This window comes from Azonexus hydrophilus, assembly GCF_905120355.1.
GTDB lineage: Bacteria > Pseudomonadota > Gammaproteobacteria > Burkholderiales > Rhodocyclaceae > Azonexus.
Map to the genome: position 1 here is coordinate 82,014 of NZ_CAJHOB010000006.1, position 17,110 is coordinate 99,123.

The 17,110-nt window shown below is 61.5% G+C and carries 18 protein-coding genes; 8 read left to right on the forward strand and 10 right to left on the reverse strand.

The window, feature by feature from the left end; translation table 11 throughout:
- The first annotated feature begins 81 nt into the window (after positions 1–81).
- Complete coding sequence (locus JYJ39_RS06200) at positions 82–681, forward strand: FMN-dependent NADH-azoreductase (protein WP_205202946.1); 600 nt, start codon at positions 82–84, stop codon at positions 679–681.
- Positions 682–716: 35 nt separating this feature from the next.
- Entirely contained in the window at positions 717–1,589 is an 873-nt protein-coding gene (locus JYJ39_RS06205; RefSeq protein ID WP_205202948.1) for a pirin family protein, read from the forward strand.
- 72 nt (positions 1,590–1,661) lie between these two features.
- Here JYJ39_RS06205 and mnmC read toward each other — a convergent pair whose 3' ends face one another.
- Entirely contained in the window at positions 1,662–3,581 is a 1,920-nt protein-coding gene (mnmC, locus tag JYJ39_RS06210) for a bifunctional tRNA (5-methylaminomethyl-2-thiouridine)(34)-methyltransferase MnmD/FAD-dependent 5-carboxymethylaminomethyl-2-thiouridine(34) oxidoreductase MnmC (RefSeq protein ID WP_205202950.1), read from the reverse strand.
- A gap of 21 nt (positions 3,582–3,602) precedes the next feature.
- Positions 3,603–5,114, reverse strand: coding sequence for a lysine--tRNA ligase (gene lysS, locus JYJ39_RS06215; protein ID WP_205202952.1), 1,512 nt, complete (start codon positions 5,112–5,114; stop codon positions 3,603–3,605).
- Positions 5,115–5,329: 215 nt separating this feature from the next.
- On the opposite strand from lysS, the gene phaR reads away from it, so the two are divergent.
- Entirely contained in the window at positions 5,330–5,875 is a 546-nt protein-coding gene (phaR, locus tag JYJ39_RS06220; RefSeq protein WP_205202954.1) for a polyhydroxyalkanoate synthesis repressor PhaR, read from the forward strand.
- Between the two features lie 84 nt (positions 5,876–5,959).
- Here the strand turns inward: phaR and ppk1 are convergent, their stop codons facing one another.
- Positions 5,960–8,035, reverse strand: a complete 2,076-nt coding sequence (gene ppk1, locus JYJ39_RS06225; RefSeq protein WP_205202956.1) for a polyphosphate kinase 1 — start codon at positions 8,033–8,035, stop codon at positions 5,960–5,962.
- Between the two features lie 117 nt (positions 8,036–8,152).
- Complete coding sequence (locus JYJ39_RS06230; RefSeq protein ID WP_205202958.1) at positions 8,153–8,650, reverse strand: ankyrin repeat domain-containing protein; 498 nt, start codon at positions 8,648–8,650, stop codon at positions 8,153–8,155.
- Between the two features lie 179 nt (positions 8,651–8,829).
- On the opposite strand from JYJ39_RS06230, the gene JYJ39_RS06235 reads away from it, so the two are divergent.
- Positions 8,830–9,765: a GGDEF domain-containing response regulator gene (locus JYJ39_RS06235; protein ID WP_205202960.1), complete on the forward strand. Its 936-nt coding sequence runs from the start codon at positions 8,830–8,832 to the stop codon at positions 9,763–9,765.
- Positions 9,766–9,831: 66 nt separating this feature from the next.
- On the opposite strand, the gene JYJ39_RS06240 is transcribed toward JYJ39_RS06235, so the two are convergent.
- Positions 9,832–10,800: a hypothetical protein gene (locus JYJ39_RS06240; RefSeq protein ID WP_205202962.1), complete on the reverse strand. Its 969-nt coding sequence runs from the start codon at positions 10,798–10,800 to the stop codon at positions 9,832–9,834.
- 148 nt (positions 10,801–10,948) lie between these two features.
- On the opposite strand from JYJ39_RS06240, the gene JYJ39_RS06245 reads away from it, so the two are divergent.
- A complete protein-coding gene (locus JYJ39_RS06245; RefSeq protein ID WP_205202965.1) occupies positions 10,949–11,617 on the forward strand; it encodes an SIMPL domain-containing protein in 669 nt (222 codons plus the stop codon).
- 67 nt (positions 11,618–11,684) lie between these two features.
- Here the strand turns inward: JYJ39_RS06245 and bioF are convergent, their stop codons facing one another.
- Positions 11,685–12,896, reverse strand: a complete 1,212-nt coding sequence (gene bioF, locus JYJ39_RS06250) for an 8-amino-7-oxononanoate synthase (RefSeq protein ID WP_205202966.1) — start codon at positions 12,894–12,896, stop codon at positions 11,685–11,687.
- Positions 12,897–12,919: 23 nt separating this feature from the next.
- Positions 12,920–13,114: a hypothetical protein gene (locus JYJ39_RS06255; RefSeq protein WP_205202968.1), complete on the reverse strand. Its 195-nt coding sequence runs from the start codon at positions 13,112–13,114 to the stop codon at positions 12,920–12,922.
- A gap of 76 nt (positions 13,115–13,190) precedes the next feature.
- Here JYJ39_RS06255 and JYJ39_RS06260 point away from each other — a divergent pair, with 76 nt between their 5' ends.
- Positions 13,191–14,066 carry an arginase gene (locus JYJ39_RS06260; protein ID WP_240189565.1) on the forward strand — a complete coding sequence of 292 codons (876 nt, stop codon included), beginning with the start codon at positions 13,191–13,193 and terminating at the stop codon, positions 14,064–14,066.
- 21 nt (positions 14,067–14,087) lie between these two features.
- Here JYJ39_RS06260 and JYJ39_RS06265 read toward each other — a convergent pair whose 3' ends face one another.
- Complete coding sequence (locus JYJ39_RS06265) at positions 14,088–14,909, reverse strand: DODA-type extradiol aromatic ring-opening family dioxygenase (protein ID WP_205202970.1); 822 nt, start codon at positions 14,907–14,909, stop codon at positions 14,088–14,090.
- Between the two features lie 168 nt (positions 14,910–15,077).
- On the opposite strand from JYJ39_RS06265, the gene JYJ39_RS06270 reads away from it, so the two are divergent.
- Complete coding sequence (locus JYJ39_RS06270; protein WP_205202971.1) at positions 15,078–15,284, forward strand: hypothetical protein; 207 nt, start codon at positions 15,078–15,080, stop codon at positions 15,282–15,284.
- Between the two features lie 52 nt (positions 15,285–15,336).
- Here JYJ39_RS06270 and JYJ39_RS06275 read toward each other — a convergent pair whose 3' ends face one another.
- Both JYJ39_RS06275 and gcvH read right to left on the reverse strand, forming a co-directional pair.
- Complete coding sequence (locus JYJ39_RS06275) at positions 15,337–15,864, reverse strand: DUF2946 family protein (protein ID WP_205202972.1); 528 nt, start codon at positions 15,862–15,864, stop codon at positions 15,337–15,339.
- A 3-nt stretch (positions 15,865–15,867) separates the two neighbouring features.
- Positions 15,868–16,248, reverse strand: a complete 381-nt coding sequence (gcvH, locus tag JYJ39_RS06280) for a glycine cleavage system protein GcvH (RefSeq protein ID WP_205202973.1) — start codon at positions 16,246–16,248, stop codon at positions 15,868–15,870.
- Between the two features lie 232 nt (positions 16,249–16,480).
- Between gcvH and lolA the strand changes: the two genes are divergently transcribed.
- Complete coding sequence (gene lolA / locus JYJ39_RS06285; protein WP_205202974.1) at positions 16,481–17,110, forward strand: outer membrane lipoprotein chaperone LolA; 630 nt, start codon at positions 16,481–16,483, stop codon at positions 17,108–17,110.

Below are 17,110 nucleotides of genomic sequence, written 5' to 3' on the forward strand. Positions count from 1 at the left end.
TGTTACCCATTTGATTGGGTTAATCAACTTATTTTCGGGTAATACAATGACTCCGTGCCAATTTTCCAGATGGAGAAAAAAATGAACATTCTGCAAATCAATGCCAGCATCCGTGCGACGGATGCCAATTCCACTCGCGTTGCCAACAGTATCGTGGCCCGGCTGCAGGCCAAGCATCCGGCTGCCCGCCTCACTGTGCGCGATCTCGGTGCCACCCCGCCGGCCATCCTGGACGGTACGGCGCTGGCGGCCTTGTTCACGCCTGCCGAGCAGCGCAGCCCGGAGCAGGCCGCCCGCGTGGCGCTCGACGATGCGCTGATTGCCGAGTTGCAGGCAGCAGACGTGCTGGTGCTGGCGGTGCCGATGTACAACTTCGGCATTCCGGCGCAGCTGAAGAACTGGTTCGATGCCATTGCCCGCAACGGCGTCACTTTCCGCTATACCGCCAACGGGCCGGAAGGTTTGCTCAAGGGCAAGCGTGCTTACATCGGCCTGGCACGGGGCGGGCGCTATCGCGATACGCCACTGGACAGCCAGGTGCCGTATCTGAAAACCATTCTTGGTTTCGTGGGCATTAGCGAGATCGATTTTGTGCACGCGGAAGGTCTCAACATGGGGCCCGAGGCGACGGCGCAGGGTTTTGCCGAAGCTGAAGCCGATCTGGCGCGCCTGTTCGATTGAGCACCCGCCGCAGTAAATAAGCCAAGGAGAACACCATGCTTGCCGCCGAACTGTCACCGCCGCTCCAGCGCAGTCGTCGGATCGAGGCGCTGGTGGCCGGCTACGCCACTTCCGATGGGGCAGGGGTCCGCCTGACCCGTCTGCTGACGCAGAAGCTGCAACGCCGGCTCGATCCTTTCCTGATGCTTGATGCCTTCGGCAGCGACGATGCGGAGGATTACATCGCCGGTTTTCCTGATCACCCGCACCGTGGTTTTGAAACCATCACCTACATGCTCGATGGTCGCATGCGCCATCGCGACAGTGCCGGGCATGAAGGGGTGCTGGGGCCTGGTGGCGTGCAATGGATGACGGCCGGGCGTGGCGTCATCCATTCCGAGATTCCCGAACAGACGGCCGGGCGCATGGAAGGTTTTCAGCTCTGGCTCAACCTGCCGGCAGCCGACAAGATGTGCGTGCCGTGGTATCGGGATTTTGCAGCTGCCGAACTGCCGGCCTATCGCACTGCGGCAGGGGCTGCCGTGACGGTGATTGCCGGTACCAGCCGCGATGTACAGGGGGCCGTCAGTCGCCCGCAGACGCAGCCTTTGTATCTGGACATCGCCTTGCCCGCGGGTGTGGCTTTCGAGGAACGGCTGGCGGCAGAGCTCAACGCCTTCATCGTCGTTTACCGTGGGGCGGTGACGGTTGCTGACGAGATGGTGACTGCCTTGCAGCTGGGGGTGCTCGACACTGATCCAGCGGCCGATGGCGTGCGCCTGTTGGCCAGGGAAGACAGCCGTCTGCTGCTGGTGGCGGGGAAGCCGTTGCAGGAGCCCATTGTGCAGCACGGCCCGTTCGTGATGAATGATGAGCAGGAAATCTATCAGGCCATCAGCGATTATCGCCAGGGGCGTCTGGGCGTTTGAGTAGCAGGGGCGCCGGTGTCGGCAGTCTGTTGCAAAGGCGAGTGGGGCGCTGTCTTGCCTGCCAGTGATGATTCAGCGCAGTGCTGTGCGCCCGCCGCTGGCCTGCGACCCGAGATCCGGTTTCAGCAAAAAGCGGCCGGGATCAATGGCGGCCACGAGATCGGTTTCCAGAGGCAAGGGTTCGCCTTCGAGGCGCGACAGCAGCAGATCTGCCATCAGCGCCGACCAGACGATGCCACGGCTACCGAAGCCCTGGACACACCATAAACCGGGTTGTCGGGGCAGGGCGGGCAGGCGCGGGGTGCCGTGGATGGATTGCGGGGCAGGCACTGCGCCGACGATCGGTAGCCGGTCCGGCGACATCGGGCGCCAGCCTACCCGGCCCGTCAGCGTTGCCGGATCGAGTGCTGCTGTCGCAGCGTAGGCCGGCAGGCCAAGCTGCAGCCGGGCAAGATTGTCGGCGTGGTCGGTCGTGCGCACGGAGGGATCGCTGTCGGCGTATTGCAGGGTGGCTCCGATCAGGCGGTGCGCATCAATCTGCGGCAGGGCATAAGCATAGCGATTGACGACAAACGGCAGCGACGGCCCGGCAGGAAGATGGCTGACCTGCCCGCGGGCGGACTTCTGCGGCAACCAGTTCAACTGCGCAAAATCGGTGGCGCCGACCCCCGCCGCGATGATGAGGGTCGGGACGGGGCTGCTGGCCGAGCCGTCTGCCGCATGCAGGCGCCAGCCTTCGGGGGTGTGTTCGAAGTGCGTGATCGGCACGGCATAGTGGCTGCGGATGCGCTCCGGAAAAGCAGCCAGCGCAGCACGACAGACGGAAGCTGGATTCACCCAGCCGCCACCGGGAAACCACCAGCCGCCGATATCGACCGGCCAGCCGAGCAGTTCGCTGGCCTGGTCGCGGTCGAGAAACTGCAGTAGTTCGGCGGGCTGCTGCAGGTTGTCCACCACCCGCTGCTGCGTTGCTGCGTGCATGGTTTCGCGCGCCAGGTGGAGGACCCCGCACGGCGCCCAGCGAGCTGCCGGTAGTTCGGCGAGCAAGGCGCGGGTGGCAAGAAAGCCAGCGCGGGTGAGGCGGGAGAGATAGTTGTCATCGGCACTGGGTAGGGGGCGCAGCATCCCGGCCAGATTGCAGGACGCGCCGGTGGCCGGCGCCGCCGCCTGGTCGTAAATGTCCACTTGCCAGCCGGCGGCGGCCAGGGCGTGGGCGGTGGTGCAACCGGCGATGCCGGCACCGATGATGGCCGCTCGGCGTTCGTCAGGCGGCTGATGGCGGTCGGGGCGGCGCGAGCGTAGCTGGCCGCAGAGCATCTCGCGTTTGCCGGCAAAGCCAGGGCGTTTGTGCAGATCGAATTCGGCTGCCCGCAGTGCTTCCCGCAAGGCGCCGGCGACCGACCAGGTGGCCAGGGTGGCGCCGGGCGCAGCCAGACGGGAAATGGCCTTGCACACGTTGTCTGACCACAGGTCAGGGTTTTTTGCCGGCGAGAAACCATCTAGATAGAAGGCGTCGACGGCGGCATCGGTGGCGCGCAGCAAGTGGCTGGCATCACCGAAAAAGAGTGTCAGAACGACCTGGCGTTGGGCAAAATAGAGGCGATGTACGCCGGGCGTCAGCACCGGCCACTGCTGCTGCAGCTGTGCGGCGAGGGCGGAAAATTCAGGCCAGGCCCGCTGGGCAATGGCCAGATCAGCGGCGCTGAAAGGGTGCTTTTCGTAGGAAACGAAGTGCAGCCGTCGGCTACGTAGTGGGTCGGCCTGCCAGGCGTGCCAGGTGGCGAGGAAATTCAAGCCGAGGCCGAAGCCGGTTTCCAGAATGACAAAGCGATCCCTGCCTTGCCAGCGCCGGGGCAGGTCGTTGCCGGCAAGAAAGACATGCCGTGCCTGCGCTGGGCCGCCGTGGGCGGAATGATAAACATCGCCGTAGGCGGCGGACACCGGCGTGCCATCCGGGTTGAATTCGAGGCGCGCCGGGGTCAGGACTGCCATGGGATGTGCCGTCGGTCGTCCTTATTCGGGACGCATCTGCGGGAACAGAATGACGTCGCGGATGGCCGGGCTGTCGGTCAGCAGCATGATCAGTCGATCGATGCCGATGCCGCAGCCACCCGTCGGCGGCAGGCCGTATTCGAGAGCGCGGATGAAGTCGGCGTCGTAGTACATGGCTTCTTCGTCGCCAGCGTCCTTGGCCTTGGCCTGCTCCAGGAAGCGGGCCGCCTGATCTTCTGGGTCGTTCAGCTCGGAGAAGCCGTTGGCGATTTCGCGGCCGACGATGAACAGCTCGAAGCGTTCGGTGATTTCGGGGTTGCTGTCGGAGGCGCGGGCCAGCGGCGACACTTCGACCGGATAATCGATGATGAAGGTTGGCTCCCAGCACTTGGCTTCAGCGCAGGCTTCGAACAGCTGCAGCTGCAGACTGCCGAGGCCGCCTGGCTTGACTGGCTCGCCAAAGGCCTTGATCTTGGTTTTGAGGAATTCCGGGTCGGCCAACTGCGCATCGGTGAAATCCGGTTGTTCGCGCTGGATGGCCTGGCAGATCGTCAGGCGGTGGAAGGGTTTGGACAGGTCGAGTACCCGCCCCTGATATTCAAAAACTTCCTTGCCCAGAGCTTCGCGGGCGGACTGGCGGATCAGCCCTTCGGTGAAATCCATCAGCGTGTGGTAGTTCGCATACGCCTCGTAGAATTCCATCATGGTGAATTCGGGATTGTGGCGCGGCGACAGCCCTTCGTTGCGGAAGTTGCGGTTGATTTCAAACACTTTTTCGAAACCGCCAACCACCAGACGCTTGAGGTACAGCTCCGGGGCGATGCGCAGGAACTGCTGCATGTCGAGTGCGTTGTGGTGCGTCACGAAGGGTTTGGCGGAAGCGCCGCCGGGGATCGGGTGCATCATCGGCGTCTCCACTTCCATGAAGCCGTGGCCGAGCATGTAATTGCGGATCGAGGCGACGATGGCGGAGCGGGCGCGGAAAACGAAGCGTGTTTCTTCGTTCATGATGAGGTCGACGTAGCGTTGCCGGTATTTCATTTCCTGGTCGGCCAGACCGTGGAATTTATCGGGCAGCGGCCGCAGTGATTTGGTCAGTAGACGGATTTCGCTGGCGGCAACCGTGAGTTCGCCGGTCTTGGTTTTCATCAGCGTACCGACCACGCCGAGGATGTCACCCAGGTCCCAGGTCTTGAAGCCAGCGTAGATTTCCTCGCCCACCTTGTCGCGTGCGACATAGATTTGGATGCGGCCGGAGACGTCCTGCAGCGTGGCAAAGGCTGCCTTGCCCATGACCCGTTTCAGCATCATGCGGCCGGCAATCTTGACTTCGACCGGCAGGCTTTCCAGTTCTTCCGCCGTTTTTGCGCCGTAACCGTCGTGCACCTTCTGCGCGAGGTTTTCGCGCAGGAAATCATTGGGGAAGGCGATGCCTGCTTGGCGCAGCTCGGCCAACTTGGCGCGGCGTTCGGCCATGATGTGGTTTTCGTCGAGATGCTGATCAGCGGCGTTGGATTGCGAGGGTGCGGACATGAATAATCCTTGGTGAATCGGTTGGCAGATAGGGCAGCAAGCTGCGAAACGGGTAATTTTCGCCGATTCGGCGCAGTGGAACAAGGAGAAAGCGGGAGGAAAGGCGACTATAAACAGAGGGTTTGACCTGCGCGGAGTGGCAAATCACGCTTTTTTCGCCTGCTGGATGGGGCTATAATGCTGCATTGCACACAAAGGTATTTGAGGCATTCGGCATGTCTGAACCGGTTCGTTTGATCAAGAAGTACCCCAATCGTCGTCTTTATGACACCAAAACCAGTGCGTACATTACCTTGGGTGACGTCAAGGAGCTGGTGCTGAAATACGAAGGCTTCAAGGTGCTTGATGCCAAAACTGCCGAAGATCTGACGCGCAGCATCCTGCTGCAGATCATCCTGGAAGAGGAAACTGGCGGTGTGCCCCTGTTTTCCTGTGAATTGCTTTCCGGTTTCATCCGTTTCTACGGTAGTGCCTCGCAGAACATGCTGGGCCGCTACCTGGAAAACAACATGCGTACCTTTATCGAGTTCCAGCAGAAACTGCAGGAGCAGACGCGCAATGTCTATGGCAGCGATGCCTCGCATATCCAGGCTGATTTCTGGAACCAGTTCCTCAACTTCCAGCAGCCGGCCATGCAGAATGTGATGTCTACCTACATGGATCAGTCGAAGAAAATGTTCCAGTCCATGCAGGATCAGCTGCAAACCCAGACGCGCTCAATGTTTACCGGCTTTCCGACGGCGGACAAGGAAGACAAGTAATCTCCTGTCCAGCCGGAAAACCGCTCTCCCGGCGCACTATTTCCGTGCCAGGCCCGCCTCCGGCCAGGCTGGACTGCGGCAGGCTCAGCCGCCGAGCAGCAACATCAGTTCCCCTTGCGCGTTGTGTGGTTTGCTGCGCGGCTTGCGTCGCCGCTGGTAGTGCCCGTTGCCGTCCATGTCCCAGTTCAGCTGATTGTCCTGCAGGTAAGGCTTCAGGCCTTCGTTGATGACCCGCTTTTTCAGTTTGGGATCGAGCATCGGGAAGGCGAGTTCGATGCGGCGGAAGAAATTGCGTTCCATCCAGTCGGCGGAGGAGAGATAAACCAGTTCCTGTCCGCCCGCGTAGAAATAAAACACCCGGTGGTGTTCCAGGAAGCGGCCGATGACCGAACAGACGTGGATGTTCTCCGACAGACCGGGTACGCCGGGGCGCAGCATGCAGATGCCGCGCACGATCAGTTCAACCGTCACGCCAGCCTGTGAGGCGTCATAGAGCGCCTGGATGACTTCGCGTTCGACCAGCGAGTTCATCTTGGCGATGATGTGTGCCTTTTCGCCGCGTTTGGCAGCCTCCGTTTCGGCCTGGATGGCAGCGACGATATTCGGTTGCAGGGTGAACGGGGCCTGCCACAGATGGCGCAGGGTACGAGCCTTGCCTAGACCGGTCAGCTGCTTGAAGACTTCCGATACGTCGTGGGTGAGTTCTTCATTGGCGGTAAGCAGGCCGAAATCGGAATAGAGGCGGGCGGTACGCGGGTGGTAATTGCCGGTGCCGAGGTGGGCATAGTGGCGCAGCTGTCCGTCCTCACGGCGCACGATCAGGAGCGCTTTGGCGTGCACCTTGTAACCGACGACGCCATACACCACGTGTGCGCCGACCTGCTCGAGTTTGGTGGCCCAGCCGATGTTGGCTTCTTCGTCAAAGCGTGCCATCAGTTCCACTACTACCGTCACTGCCTTACCATTCTGCGCGGCGCGGATGAGCGATTCCATCAGTACCGAATCGGTGCCGGTGCGGTACACCGTCATCTTGATGGCGACCACGCTGGGGTCGACGGCGGCCTGGCTGAGCAGGTCGATGACCGGGACGAACGATTGGTATGGATGGTGCAGCAGGATGTCGCCACGGCGGATGCTGGCGAAAATGTTGCTTCCCTTGCCCAGGTTTTTCGGAATGCCGGGCAGGAAAGAGGAAAACTTCATGTCCGGGCGGTCCACCCGGTCTGGCACCTGCATCAGGCGGACCAGGTTGACCGGGCCATTGACCCGGTAAAGGTCGACCTCCTGCAGCCCGAACTGGGCGAGCAGGAAATCGGTGATGGGGGGCGAGCAGTTGTTGGCGACTTCGAGCCGAACGGCATCGCCAAAATGGCGCTGCGGCAATTCTCCCTGCAGCTTGGTGCGCAGATTGGTGATTTCCTCTTCATCGACGAATAGATCGGAGTTGCGGGTGGCGCGGAACTGGTAGCAGCCCAGCACGCTCATGCCGACAAACAGCTCGTTGACGAACTCGTGCAGGATGGACGAAAGAAAAACAAATCCGTAAGCACAGCCGGCAAGTTCCTCCGGCAGCTGGATGACTCGCGGCAGGACGCGCGGCGCCTGGACGATGGCGATCTTGGAGCTGCGGCCGAAGGCATCCTTGCCTTCCAGTTCCACAGCAAAATTAAGACTCTTGTTGAGTACGCGCGGGAAGGGGTGCGACGGATCGAGTCCGATCGGGGTTAGGACCGGCACCATTTCGCGCTGGAAAAAATTGCGTATCCACTCTCGTTGCGCTTCATTCCAGGCCGCGCGGGGGAAAAAGCGAATACCTTCCTGCGCCAGCGCGGGCAGAATGACTTCGTTCAACAGAGCGTACTGTTCCTCGACGATGGCGTGCGTTTCAGCGGCGACCAGACGAAAGGTCTCCTGCGCGGTCTTGCCATCGATGGTGGCGAGCGACATCTGTGAGCGAATCTGCTCTTTCAGCCCGGAGACACGGATCTCGAAAAATTCGTCGAGATTGCTGGAGACGATGGAAAGGAAACGCAGTCGTTCCAGCAGCGGTATCCGTTCATCAGCAGCCTGTGCCAGCACCCGGCGGTTGAATGCCAGCAGGCACAGTTCACGGTTGAGGTAGTTCTGTGGCGGGAAGCGAGGCGGAGCAACGGGAATCATGGCGCATGGATTGGAGGGCAATGGCGCAAGTATAGGCGTCATGGTCGGTGTGAGGGGGCAAATTGCAGTAGTCTGCGTGCCGTGTGTTACACCCTGATGACGAAGCGCGTGCCGCTGTCAGCGCATGTTGCGGCTCAGTTGCATGACGTCGCTTTCCAGGACCGATGTGTCGATGCCGGCACATCCCGCGAGCTCGATTTCCTCGATATCCGGCAAAGTGAAAGGGGCGAGCTTGGGTATGCGGGCATGGCCGTCACGTTGTGCCTTCCAGCGGGCAATCATGATTTCGTTGGCAGATAGGCCGCAGGGCAGATCGTCTGGCAATTCCGCCCCCAGCTCGAGCAGAAGGCGGACCGTTTCCGGCTGTTTGCCGCGAATGGCCATGCTCAGCGGTGAGGTGGGATGACGGTTGTCGGGCAGGTTGAGCGGAACGCCACGCGTAAATAGCTCGCGCACGATTTCCTTGTGCCCCATGTGACAGGCCATGCCCATTGCCAGCGCGGCGTCACCCTGCAGGTCGTGCAGGTCCAGTTGCAGACCGGCGTCAAAGAGGCGGCGCAGTGCATTGAGACGGCCGCTGCGAATAATCTGGATGAATTTGTGTGAGAGATTCATGGTGCTGCATGGAAAAGCATCGCAGCATGTTAGCGGCCGCTGGGCCATGGCTATGTCAAGAACTGTAAATGAAATGTGAGGTTTTCATGGCAAAAAGCGGCGGGTGTGACCTTTTGTACTATCCATAAACTGGCGCAGAAGGTATCCTTGCCCGGGTTTGGTCGGAGGAACCTATAACGATGAAAATTCTCCTGGTGGATGATTCGCGCGCGATTGCCATGATTACGACGGCACGTCTGGAGTCGTTCGGGCACGAAGTGCGTCATGCCATCAATGGGCCGACGGCGATCGAACTCTTCCAGAAAGAAAGTTTCGATCTCATCCTGATGGACATCGAAATGCCGGGCATGAACGGGTTCGAGACCACGACCCGGATTCGCAGTCTGGAAGGGCATGAGCAGTGGGCATGGACGCCGATCATCTTCGTGACCGCCACTGACAGCGATGACAATCTGGTAACTGCGATCGAAGCCGGCGGTGACGATTTCATCTCCAAGGGGGTGGCCGAGAGCGTGCTGCAGGCCAAGATGAAGGCAATGAGCCGCATTGCCACCCTGCGTTCGCGCCTGGCTCAGGCCAACAACCGGCTGCAGGATCAGGCCAATCACGACGGCCTGACGGGGTTGTACAACCGCCGGGCCATGGACATGCGGGTCGACCTGCTGTGGGAAAGTGCCGTACAGAACGGTTATTCCTTCGGTTTGCTGATGATCGACGTCGATCATTTCAAGAAATACAACGACCACTACGGCCATCTGGCGGGCGACGATTGCTTGTGCAAGGTGGCGGCCCGTCTGGAAGAAGTGGCCGAACAGATCAACGCCGAAGGTTGGGCTCGCGGCGTGTTTGCAGCCCGTTACGGTGGCGAGGAGTTCGCCATCGTGATCCCGGAGGCGGGTGTGGACGGCCACCAGCGTGCCGGCAAATTGGTGGTGGACGCGGTGGCGGCGCTCAATCTGCCGCACGAAAAGAATGAAGCCGGTCGCGTGACGGTTTCTGTCGGCGCCATTCGCGTCATGCCGGCAGTTGGCTGGGTCAAGGAAACCTTCCGCATGGCGGATGATCTGCTGTATGAGGCGAAATCCGGCGGCCGTAACCGCTGTGTTGCAAACTGAGGCGGAAGCCCCGTTTATGTTGGGTCCATTGCGCCGATGCAGGCGCCAGGCAGGGCGAAAACTTGCCTAGTCGTGGCAGAAAAAGGCGAGCGGTGCGTGTCCGGTTTCGCGGTAGATTTCACAGCGAGAAATGTATTCGCGCGTGCTTTTCGGCATGGGTGTGCGGGCGCGGGTGATGTAGAAGATCAGATCACGGCCCTGGCGTAGAAGGTGCAAGCCTTCCATCGCGTCGTGGCAGACACTGCAGCCGGTTGCTGCCGTCGGTTGTGGCACCAGATTGGTCAGGCGTTCGCCAGCGGTGACCATGCTTGACCAGACATCAAAGATATCCGGGTCGGTGCGCAAGGTTTCCGTCTTGATCTTCGCCGTGCTGGCCAGTTCGATAATGGCGGGCTCGGCGGCAGTAAAGGCGGGCAGACGGGCCAGGTTACCGATCATGGCTGCAGCGATCCGGTCAATGTCGCGCATGGTCTGGCCGATCTTGATGTAACGGCTCTCGTAGAAGTCTTCCAGCGGAATCGAAAAGGCGCGGAAGGGCTCGCCCCAAAGCTCGTCGATGCCTTCCTCGCCGCTGCGGTGCAGGACATTCTTGCCCAGTTCCATGGCTTCCAGGAGGCAGCGTCCGCATTCACGCATGAGCGGATTGTCGCTCAGGATTTCGATGCCGCAGGTCTGTAACTCAACCAGCTTGCGGAAGATATCTGCTGCCCGGTTGAACAGAGCGCCCGCCAGCATGGCGCCCTTGATGCGGCGACGGGCCGGATCGGTTTCCCGCTCGAATGCCAGGCGCGCTTCTCCCAGCCGGGTACCGGGAATGTTCAGGCCATGCTCGGTATGATTGAAGAGGCGGCGGGTGAGCGCATCGATCAGGCGTTTTTTCGCTTCGAGCGTATCCGCCGGGACGACATAGACCTTGATCCAGTAGCCGTCGTAAAACACGCGCTCGGCACCATCGATGATGCGCCGAGTGCCTTCGGCAGGGGTGTCGTTCTGGTTGTGCTGCTCGGGCAGCACGAGGGGAATGGCCGGACTCATGGGCGGCAAGTATTACAAAAGGCAGGGGTGGGGACAAGGAAAACGAGTCATATCGTTTTAGAGGCAACAAGTTTTTACCTTTTTCCCCACACTACTCCTGTCACTGCTGGTTAAGATGGCCGCTTTCCAATTGTGCAGGAGTGTTCCCATGCGTCGTGTTTCCCTGGTTCTGGCCGGTTATCTGCTGGCTTCACCCGTGTGGGCAGGCCCGCTCATCGATCTGGCGGCAGAAGCGTCGCGGACGGCAAGCAACGATCAGGTGCGCGCCGTCGTTTATAGCGAAGCGCAGGGCAGCAACCCCGCCGACATTGCCCGGCAGGTGAATCGGGACATCGATGCAGCCTTGCAATTGATCGGCAGCCGGCCGCAGGTTTCGGTTAAGAGCGGCAATCAGTCGACTTATCCGGTCTATGGCGAAAAACAGAAAATCGAGACCTGGCGCATGCGCAGCGAGTTGGTGCTGGAGTCGCGCGATCTGGCCGCCGTGTCACATCTCATCGGCGAATTACAGCAGCGTCGGCTGGCGGTGGCGCAGGTGGTGCAGATGCCTTCGCCTGAAACCCGCCGCCGTACCGAAGACGATGCGACCCGTGACGCCATCAAGGCATTTCAGTCGCGGGCCGAGGTGATTGCCTCTGCCCTGGGTAAATCCTGGAAGATCAAGCAGCTTACCGTAGCGCAACAGGGCGGGCAGGTGCCGATGCCGGTGTTTCGTGCGGCCAGGATGATGGCGGCCGATGCTGCACCAGCGCCGCTGGAAGCCGGAGAGAGTCTATTGACGACCCAGGTCAGCGGGCAGATTGAACTGAACGACTGAGTCCGCTTACGTCCAGCCAGACCATCAGCCTGAGTTGCGCCCGGACCGGTACGCCGTTCCGGGGGGGCTAGTTTGCAAGCGCCTGCAGGGCCGCCAGCAGGCCGTCGATGTCAGCCGGCGTGTGGGCTGCAGAGAGTGAGATGCGCAGGCGTGCGCTCCCTTGCGGGACGGTGGGCGGGCGGATGGCAGGCACCCAGAATCCTTTTTCCATCAAGGCGTTGGCCAGTTGCAGGCAGGCTTCATTGGGGCCGATGATGAGCGGCTGAATGGCGCTCAGCGACGCCGGCAGGCGCCAGGCGCTGGCTGCGGTCAGTGCTTGCAGGCCCAGGCGCAATTGCTGGATGCGTGCAAACAGGGCCTGACGCAGCGCATCACCCTGTTCGATCAGGCGCAGGCTCGCCAGCAGCGCACAGGAAATGGCTGGCGGGCTGGCGGTGGTGAAGATGTAGCTGCGGGCGCGGCAGATCAGGGTCTCGATGACTTCTGCCGAAGCCGCGACAAAGGCACCGCCGACGCCGGCGGCCTTGCCCAGAGTCCCCATGAGGATCAGGCGTGGATCTGCTGGCAGCGCAAAATGCGCCAGGCTGCCCCGGCCTTGCGGCCCCAATACACCAAAACCGTGCGCGTCATCGACGATGAGGAAGGCGTCGTAAGTGCGGGCCAGGGCAAGCAGCGCCGGCAGGGGCGCCAGGTCGCCGTCCATGCTGAAAATGCTGTCGGTGACGATCAGTTTGCGCTGGGCGGTGCTGTCGGCAAGCAGCCGTTCCAGGGTCGCCAGATCGGCGTGGGGGTAGCGTTGTACGTGCGCGCCCTGGGTTTTTGCCAGTTGCATGGCGTCGATCAGGGAGGCGTGGTTGAGTTTGTCGGCAAACACGGCGGCACCGCGCCCGGCCAGGGTGGGTGTGACAGCCAGGTTGGCGAGGTAGCCGCTGCTGAAGGTAAGTGCTCGGGCAAAACCGGTGAAGTCTGCCAATGCCGCTTCCAGCTCGGAGTGTGGCGTCAGGTGACCGCTCAGCAGGTGCGCAGCACCGCTGCCGGCACCCCAGCGCTGGGCTCCTTCTGCGAGCGCCGTCGCCAGCACCGGATGGGCGGCCAGTCCGAGGTAGTCGTTGCTGGCGAAGTTGATGAGTTTTTGCCCGGCCACCTGGATTTCCCGTCCGCAGGGTGACTCCAGGATGCGGTGCTGGCGGTGCAGACCGGCAGCGGCGAGGGTGTCGAGTTCTTGCCGCAGCGCCGCACTCAAGGTACAGCTGACAGGCGCGGCGGCGGATCCGGTCATGAAATCTCGGTGCGGGGCAAGACTCAGGCCGCTTGCAGCGGCAGCAGCGCGCGTTGCGAAACGATCATGCGTTTCTTGATGCCGGCAGCGATTTCACGCTCCACTTCCCACATGGCCAAACCTTTGACGACCGCCACTTGTTCCACGGCGATGACGATCTCGCCGATCTTGGTGCACAGGTAGCGGGTACCACGTTGAATCGTTGCCTTGACCTTCATGAACGAACTCCTTAGGGTGGGTGCGTGGAAACTCGATCCTAGCCGCAGGGCAGGTTAAATGCAAATGGAGCGCAGCATGTCGGAAGGACGGCGATTTCGGGTGATCGGTGCGGCCAGTGGTGTCGGGGCGCAGGATCAAGGTTGCGCTGCGGGGCCGCTAGCCTTTCATCGCTCACATGCCTGGCAGGTGATGAGCGGGCGGGCGCATGTGCACTGGGGTGAAACCTTGTTTGCGCCGCAGGAGGCATCGCCCATACAGCGCATTGCCAGCGTGTGCCGCAGGCTGGCAGATGTTGTGGCGACCACACTGGATGCGGGGGATTTTCCGCTGGTGCTGGGGGGAGATCATTCGGTGGCGATTGGCACCTGGAGCGGTGTCGCGCGTCATCTCGGCACTCCCCCGGGGCTACTGTGGATTGACGCCCATCTCGACAGCCATACGCCGGCCAGCAGCTATTCCGGTGCAGTACATGGCATGCCGCTCGCCTGTTTGCTGGGACAAGGTGACAAACGCCTGTTGCACCTGGGAATCCCCGGTAGGCAGATCGATCCTGGACGCAGTGTGGTGTTTGGTGCGCGCAGCTTCGAGCCCGAGGAATGTCAGCTGCTGCAGCGCCTGGGGGTGCGGGTGATTGCCGCTGGCGAGCTGGAGCGCGACGGTTTCTCGGCTTGCCTGGATCGTGCTCTGGCGATTGTGACTACCGGGGGCGGGCCATTCGGCGTCACACTTGACCTCGATGCCATCGACCCCCAGTTGGCCCCTGGCGTCGGTTCGCCCGAGCCTGACGGTTTAAGTGCCGAGGATGTGCGGACGGCGCTCAGGTGGATTGCCGGTCTGCCAGGTTTCACGGCACTCGAAATCGTCGAATACAACCCTGATCGTGACCGCTTTGCGAGTACGGCCAATCTACTGGCTGCCTTGCTGGCAAGTGTGATCGAGGTGGCGCGCTGAATCGTGTTCGGACAGTCAGCGTTATCCTGCCGGGGAGCCGAAGCGGAAACTTGATGCCGCAACCCCTCCCATGAAGTCATCCTCGTGATAGACCACATGCATGGGTTCTTCTTCAGCGGCGCCAACGGCGAAGAAGAGAGGGAGCAAATGTTCTTCCCGGGGATGCGCTTGCCGAGCGGCGGGGGCGTTTTCCCAGTTGAGCAGGGCTTGCGTGCGCTCAGCGGGGGAAAGCCGCAGGGTGTCCTGCAACCAGGTGTCGAAACGCTTTGAAACATCGGCCGCGGCTGGACCGAAGGCGCGTAGATTGTGATAACTTAAGCCGCTGCCGATCAGCAGCACACCTTCGTCACGCAGCGGTGCCAGGGCACGGCCCAGTTGGAGATGCGTTGCGGGGTCGAGATTCTGCAGCAGGGAAAGCTGCACGACTGGCATGTCGGCAGCGGGGTAGGCGACAGCCATGGGCGTGTACATACCGTGATCGTAACCTCGCTGCGGATCGACGGTTGCAGGCAGGTCGGCTGCGCGCAGCAACTGCACCACCTGCGCCGCCAGTTCCGGGTTGCCTGGGGCGCTGTAGTGAATCCGGTAGGTGTACTCCGGGAAACCGTAATAGTCGTAGATCATGCCCGGTTGAGGATGACTTTGTGCGGTGAATGCCGGCGCCTCCCAGTGTGCCGACAGCATCAGGATGGCGCGTGGCTGACCGCCGGCATCGGCGGCCATGCGGCGCAGTGAATCGGCCAGGGCAGCATAGGGGCCTTCGACCATCCCCGCCATCCAGGGCCAGGGACCGCCCCCGTGGGAAATGAAGAAGGTCGGTAAACGGGCAGCGTGTGTGGCCATGGGGGCTCCGGTTGATTGACGGTCGGTGGATGCCAGCTTACGATCTGAAGCAGGAATTTACAAAGCCGGGCATTGCGGCGTAAGGGCAATCGTAGGCAGTACCGAATGCTGCCTGCGTGTTGTTAGGTGTGGGCGGTGTGCGCTCGGTGCTTACCAAGGAGAGAACTCATGACGCACGAACAGATCAGGGATGCGATCCGTTCCGGTTGGCCATTTTTTGGCGTCAGCCGGCAAGGGCAGGTGCTGGCGCGGTACGTGCCGTTCGGGCCGGTTTTCCGCTGGAAGCAGAACCAGATGATTCCCACCCCGCTGCAAGGTGAGGATTTGCTGTGGTGGTTGCAGGCGAACGACGAGGATGAAGCCGAAGGCGGCTGATCTGACACCGTCGCCCCTGCGCCTATCGTGGCGGTTTTTCCTGCTGGTTGGCTTATTCGGGGCGGGGGTGCGGGTTGAAGGCAAAGCGTTGCGGTAGTTCGGCGGCGTCGATCAGGGTGAGCGGCAGATCACGCCAGGTGATGCGGATCGCTTTCCCGGCCAGCAGGGCGTCCCAGCTTGCGTCGTCGCCAGGCTGGCATTCGCCGAGCCAGGACGCCAGATCGCGGTCGTCGAGCAGCCCGAAACCAAGCGTGGTTTGCAGGTACAGGCTGCCTTCGCGATCCAGGAAGAGCGCATGAATCTCGCCCGCACTGGCGCCCGTGTGTGCCAGCACGGCGTCTCCTTCGCGATGGAATACCCACGGTGTCGCCGCCAGGTCGACGTACACCTTTTGTGGCCCGTTCTGTACGAACCAGCAGCCGTCCGGAGCGCTCTGATAGTGCTGCTGCAGGAATGCGAGCAGGCCGGGATGGCTGATGCGCTCGCCTTGCAGTCGCCACTGTCCGCGTCGGTCAAGCGACAGCCACTGGTAGCAGGCGGGTACCTGCGGCCAGTGGCTGGGGAAGGGTGCAGCGGGCACGGCTCAGGTCGTAGTGTTCAGGTAAGCAGCTGCCGATAGAAGCTGCTCAAGTTCGGCCGGGTCATCCAGGCGCAGTTTGAACAACCAGGCAGCATAGGCGTCCTGATTGACCAGTTCGGGGTTATCCATCACCGCTGCGTTGATCTCCGTGACCGTACCGGAGAGTGGCGCGTACACGTCGGAGGCCGATTTGACGGATTCAACGACGGCAATCTGCGCCTCTGCGGCGACATGCGCCCCGATGGCCGGCAATTCGACAAACACCAGGTCGCCCAGCGTTTCTTGCGCGTGGTCGGTAATGCCGACGCTGACGGTGCCGTCGGCATGGTCCAGCACCCAAGCGTGGGCAGCGGTGTATTTGAGATGTTCGGGCAGATTGGCCATGGTCATTCCTCGAATAATCAACAACAGAGCAGCAGCCCGCTGGCCACCGTTCATAGGGCGCGTAGTGTGCCACAAAGCCCGTGGGGGTTTGCGCCTGGGGCATTGAGGCGGTTTATGCCGGGCGAAAAATCAGTATGCCGATTACGCTTTCTTACACGCCGGCGGCAACGATCTGCGCTGGGATGTCGTAAGCTTGCGGGCATTTTCCAATTTTGCATGCAGGTCTAACACCATGAACAAGACACCTTCGCTGAGTCGCCTGGCTCTGGGCACGCTTCTCATCTTTTCGCCGTTGCTGGCGCTGGCGGGTTCGGTTGAGCAGTTGCAGGCGTTTCTCAATGAAACGCAGAGTTTCCAGGCGCAATTCCGGCAGACGATCAGCAACCGTCAGGGCGTGCAGGCACAGGAATCCTGGGGCGTGTTGTCGGTCGTGCGGCCGGGCAAGCTGCGCTGGGAGGTGAGCAAGCCTTATCCGCAACTGGTGGTGGGCAATAACGAAAAAGTCTGGGTGTACGATCCGGAACTGGCGCAGGTGACCATTCGCCAGAACGACCTGAATTCCGGGGATTCTCCGGCCGCGCTGCTGGCTGGGCGCACGGCGCTGGAAAAGAATTTCACCCTGCGTGAGGACGGTGAGAGCGATGGCCTGAATTGGGTCGAGGCCGTACCCAAGGCAAGCGACAGCAATTTCGAGAAAATCCGCATCGGTCTGGCCGGCAAGGAATTGCGGGTCATGGCGCTGCACGACAATTTCGGCCAGGTGACGCGCATATATTTCAGCAAGCACGAGCGCAATCCCAAGCTGCCGGCCAGTTTGTTCACCTTTACCCCGCCGCCCGGAGCGGATGTCATCGGCGAGTGA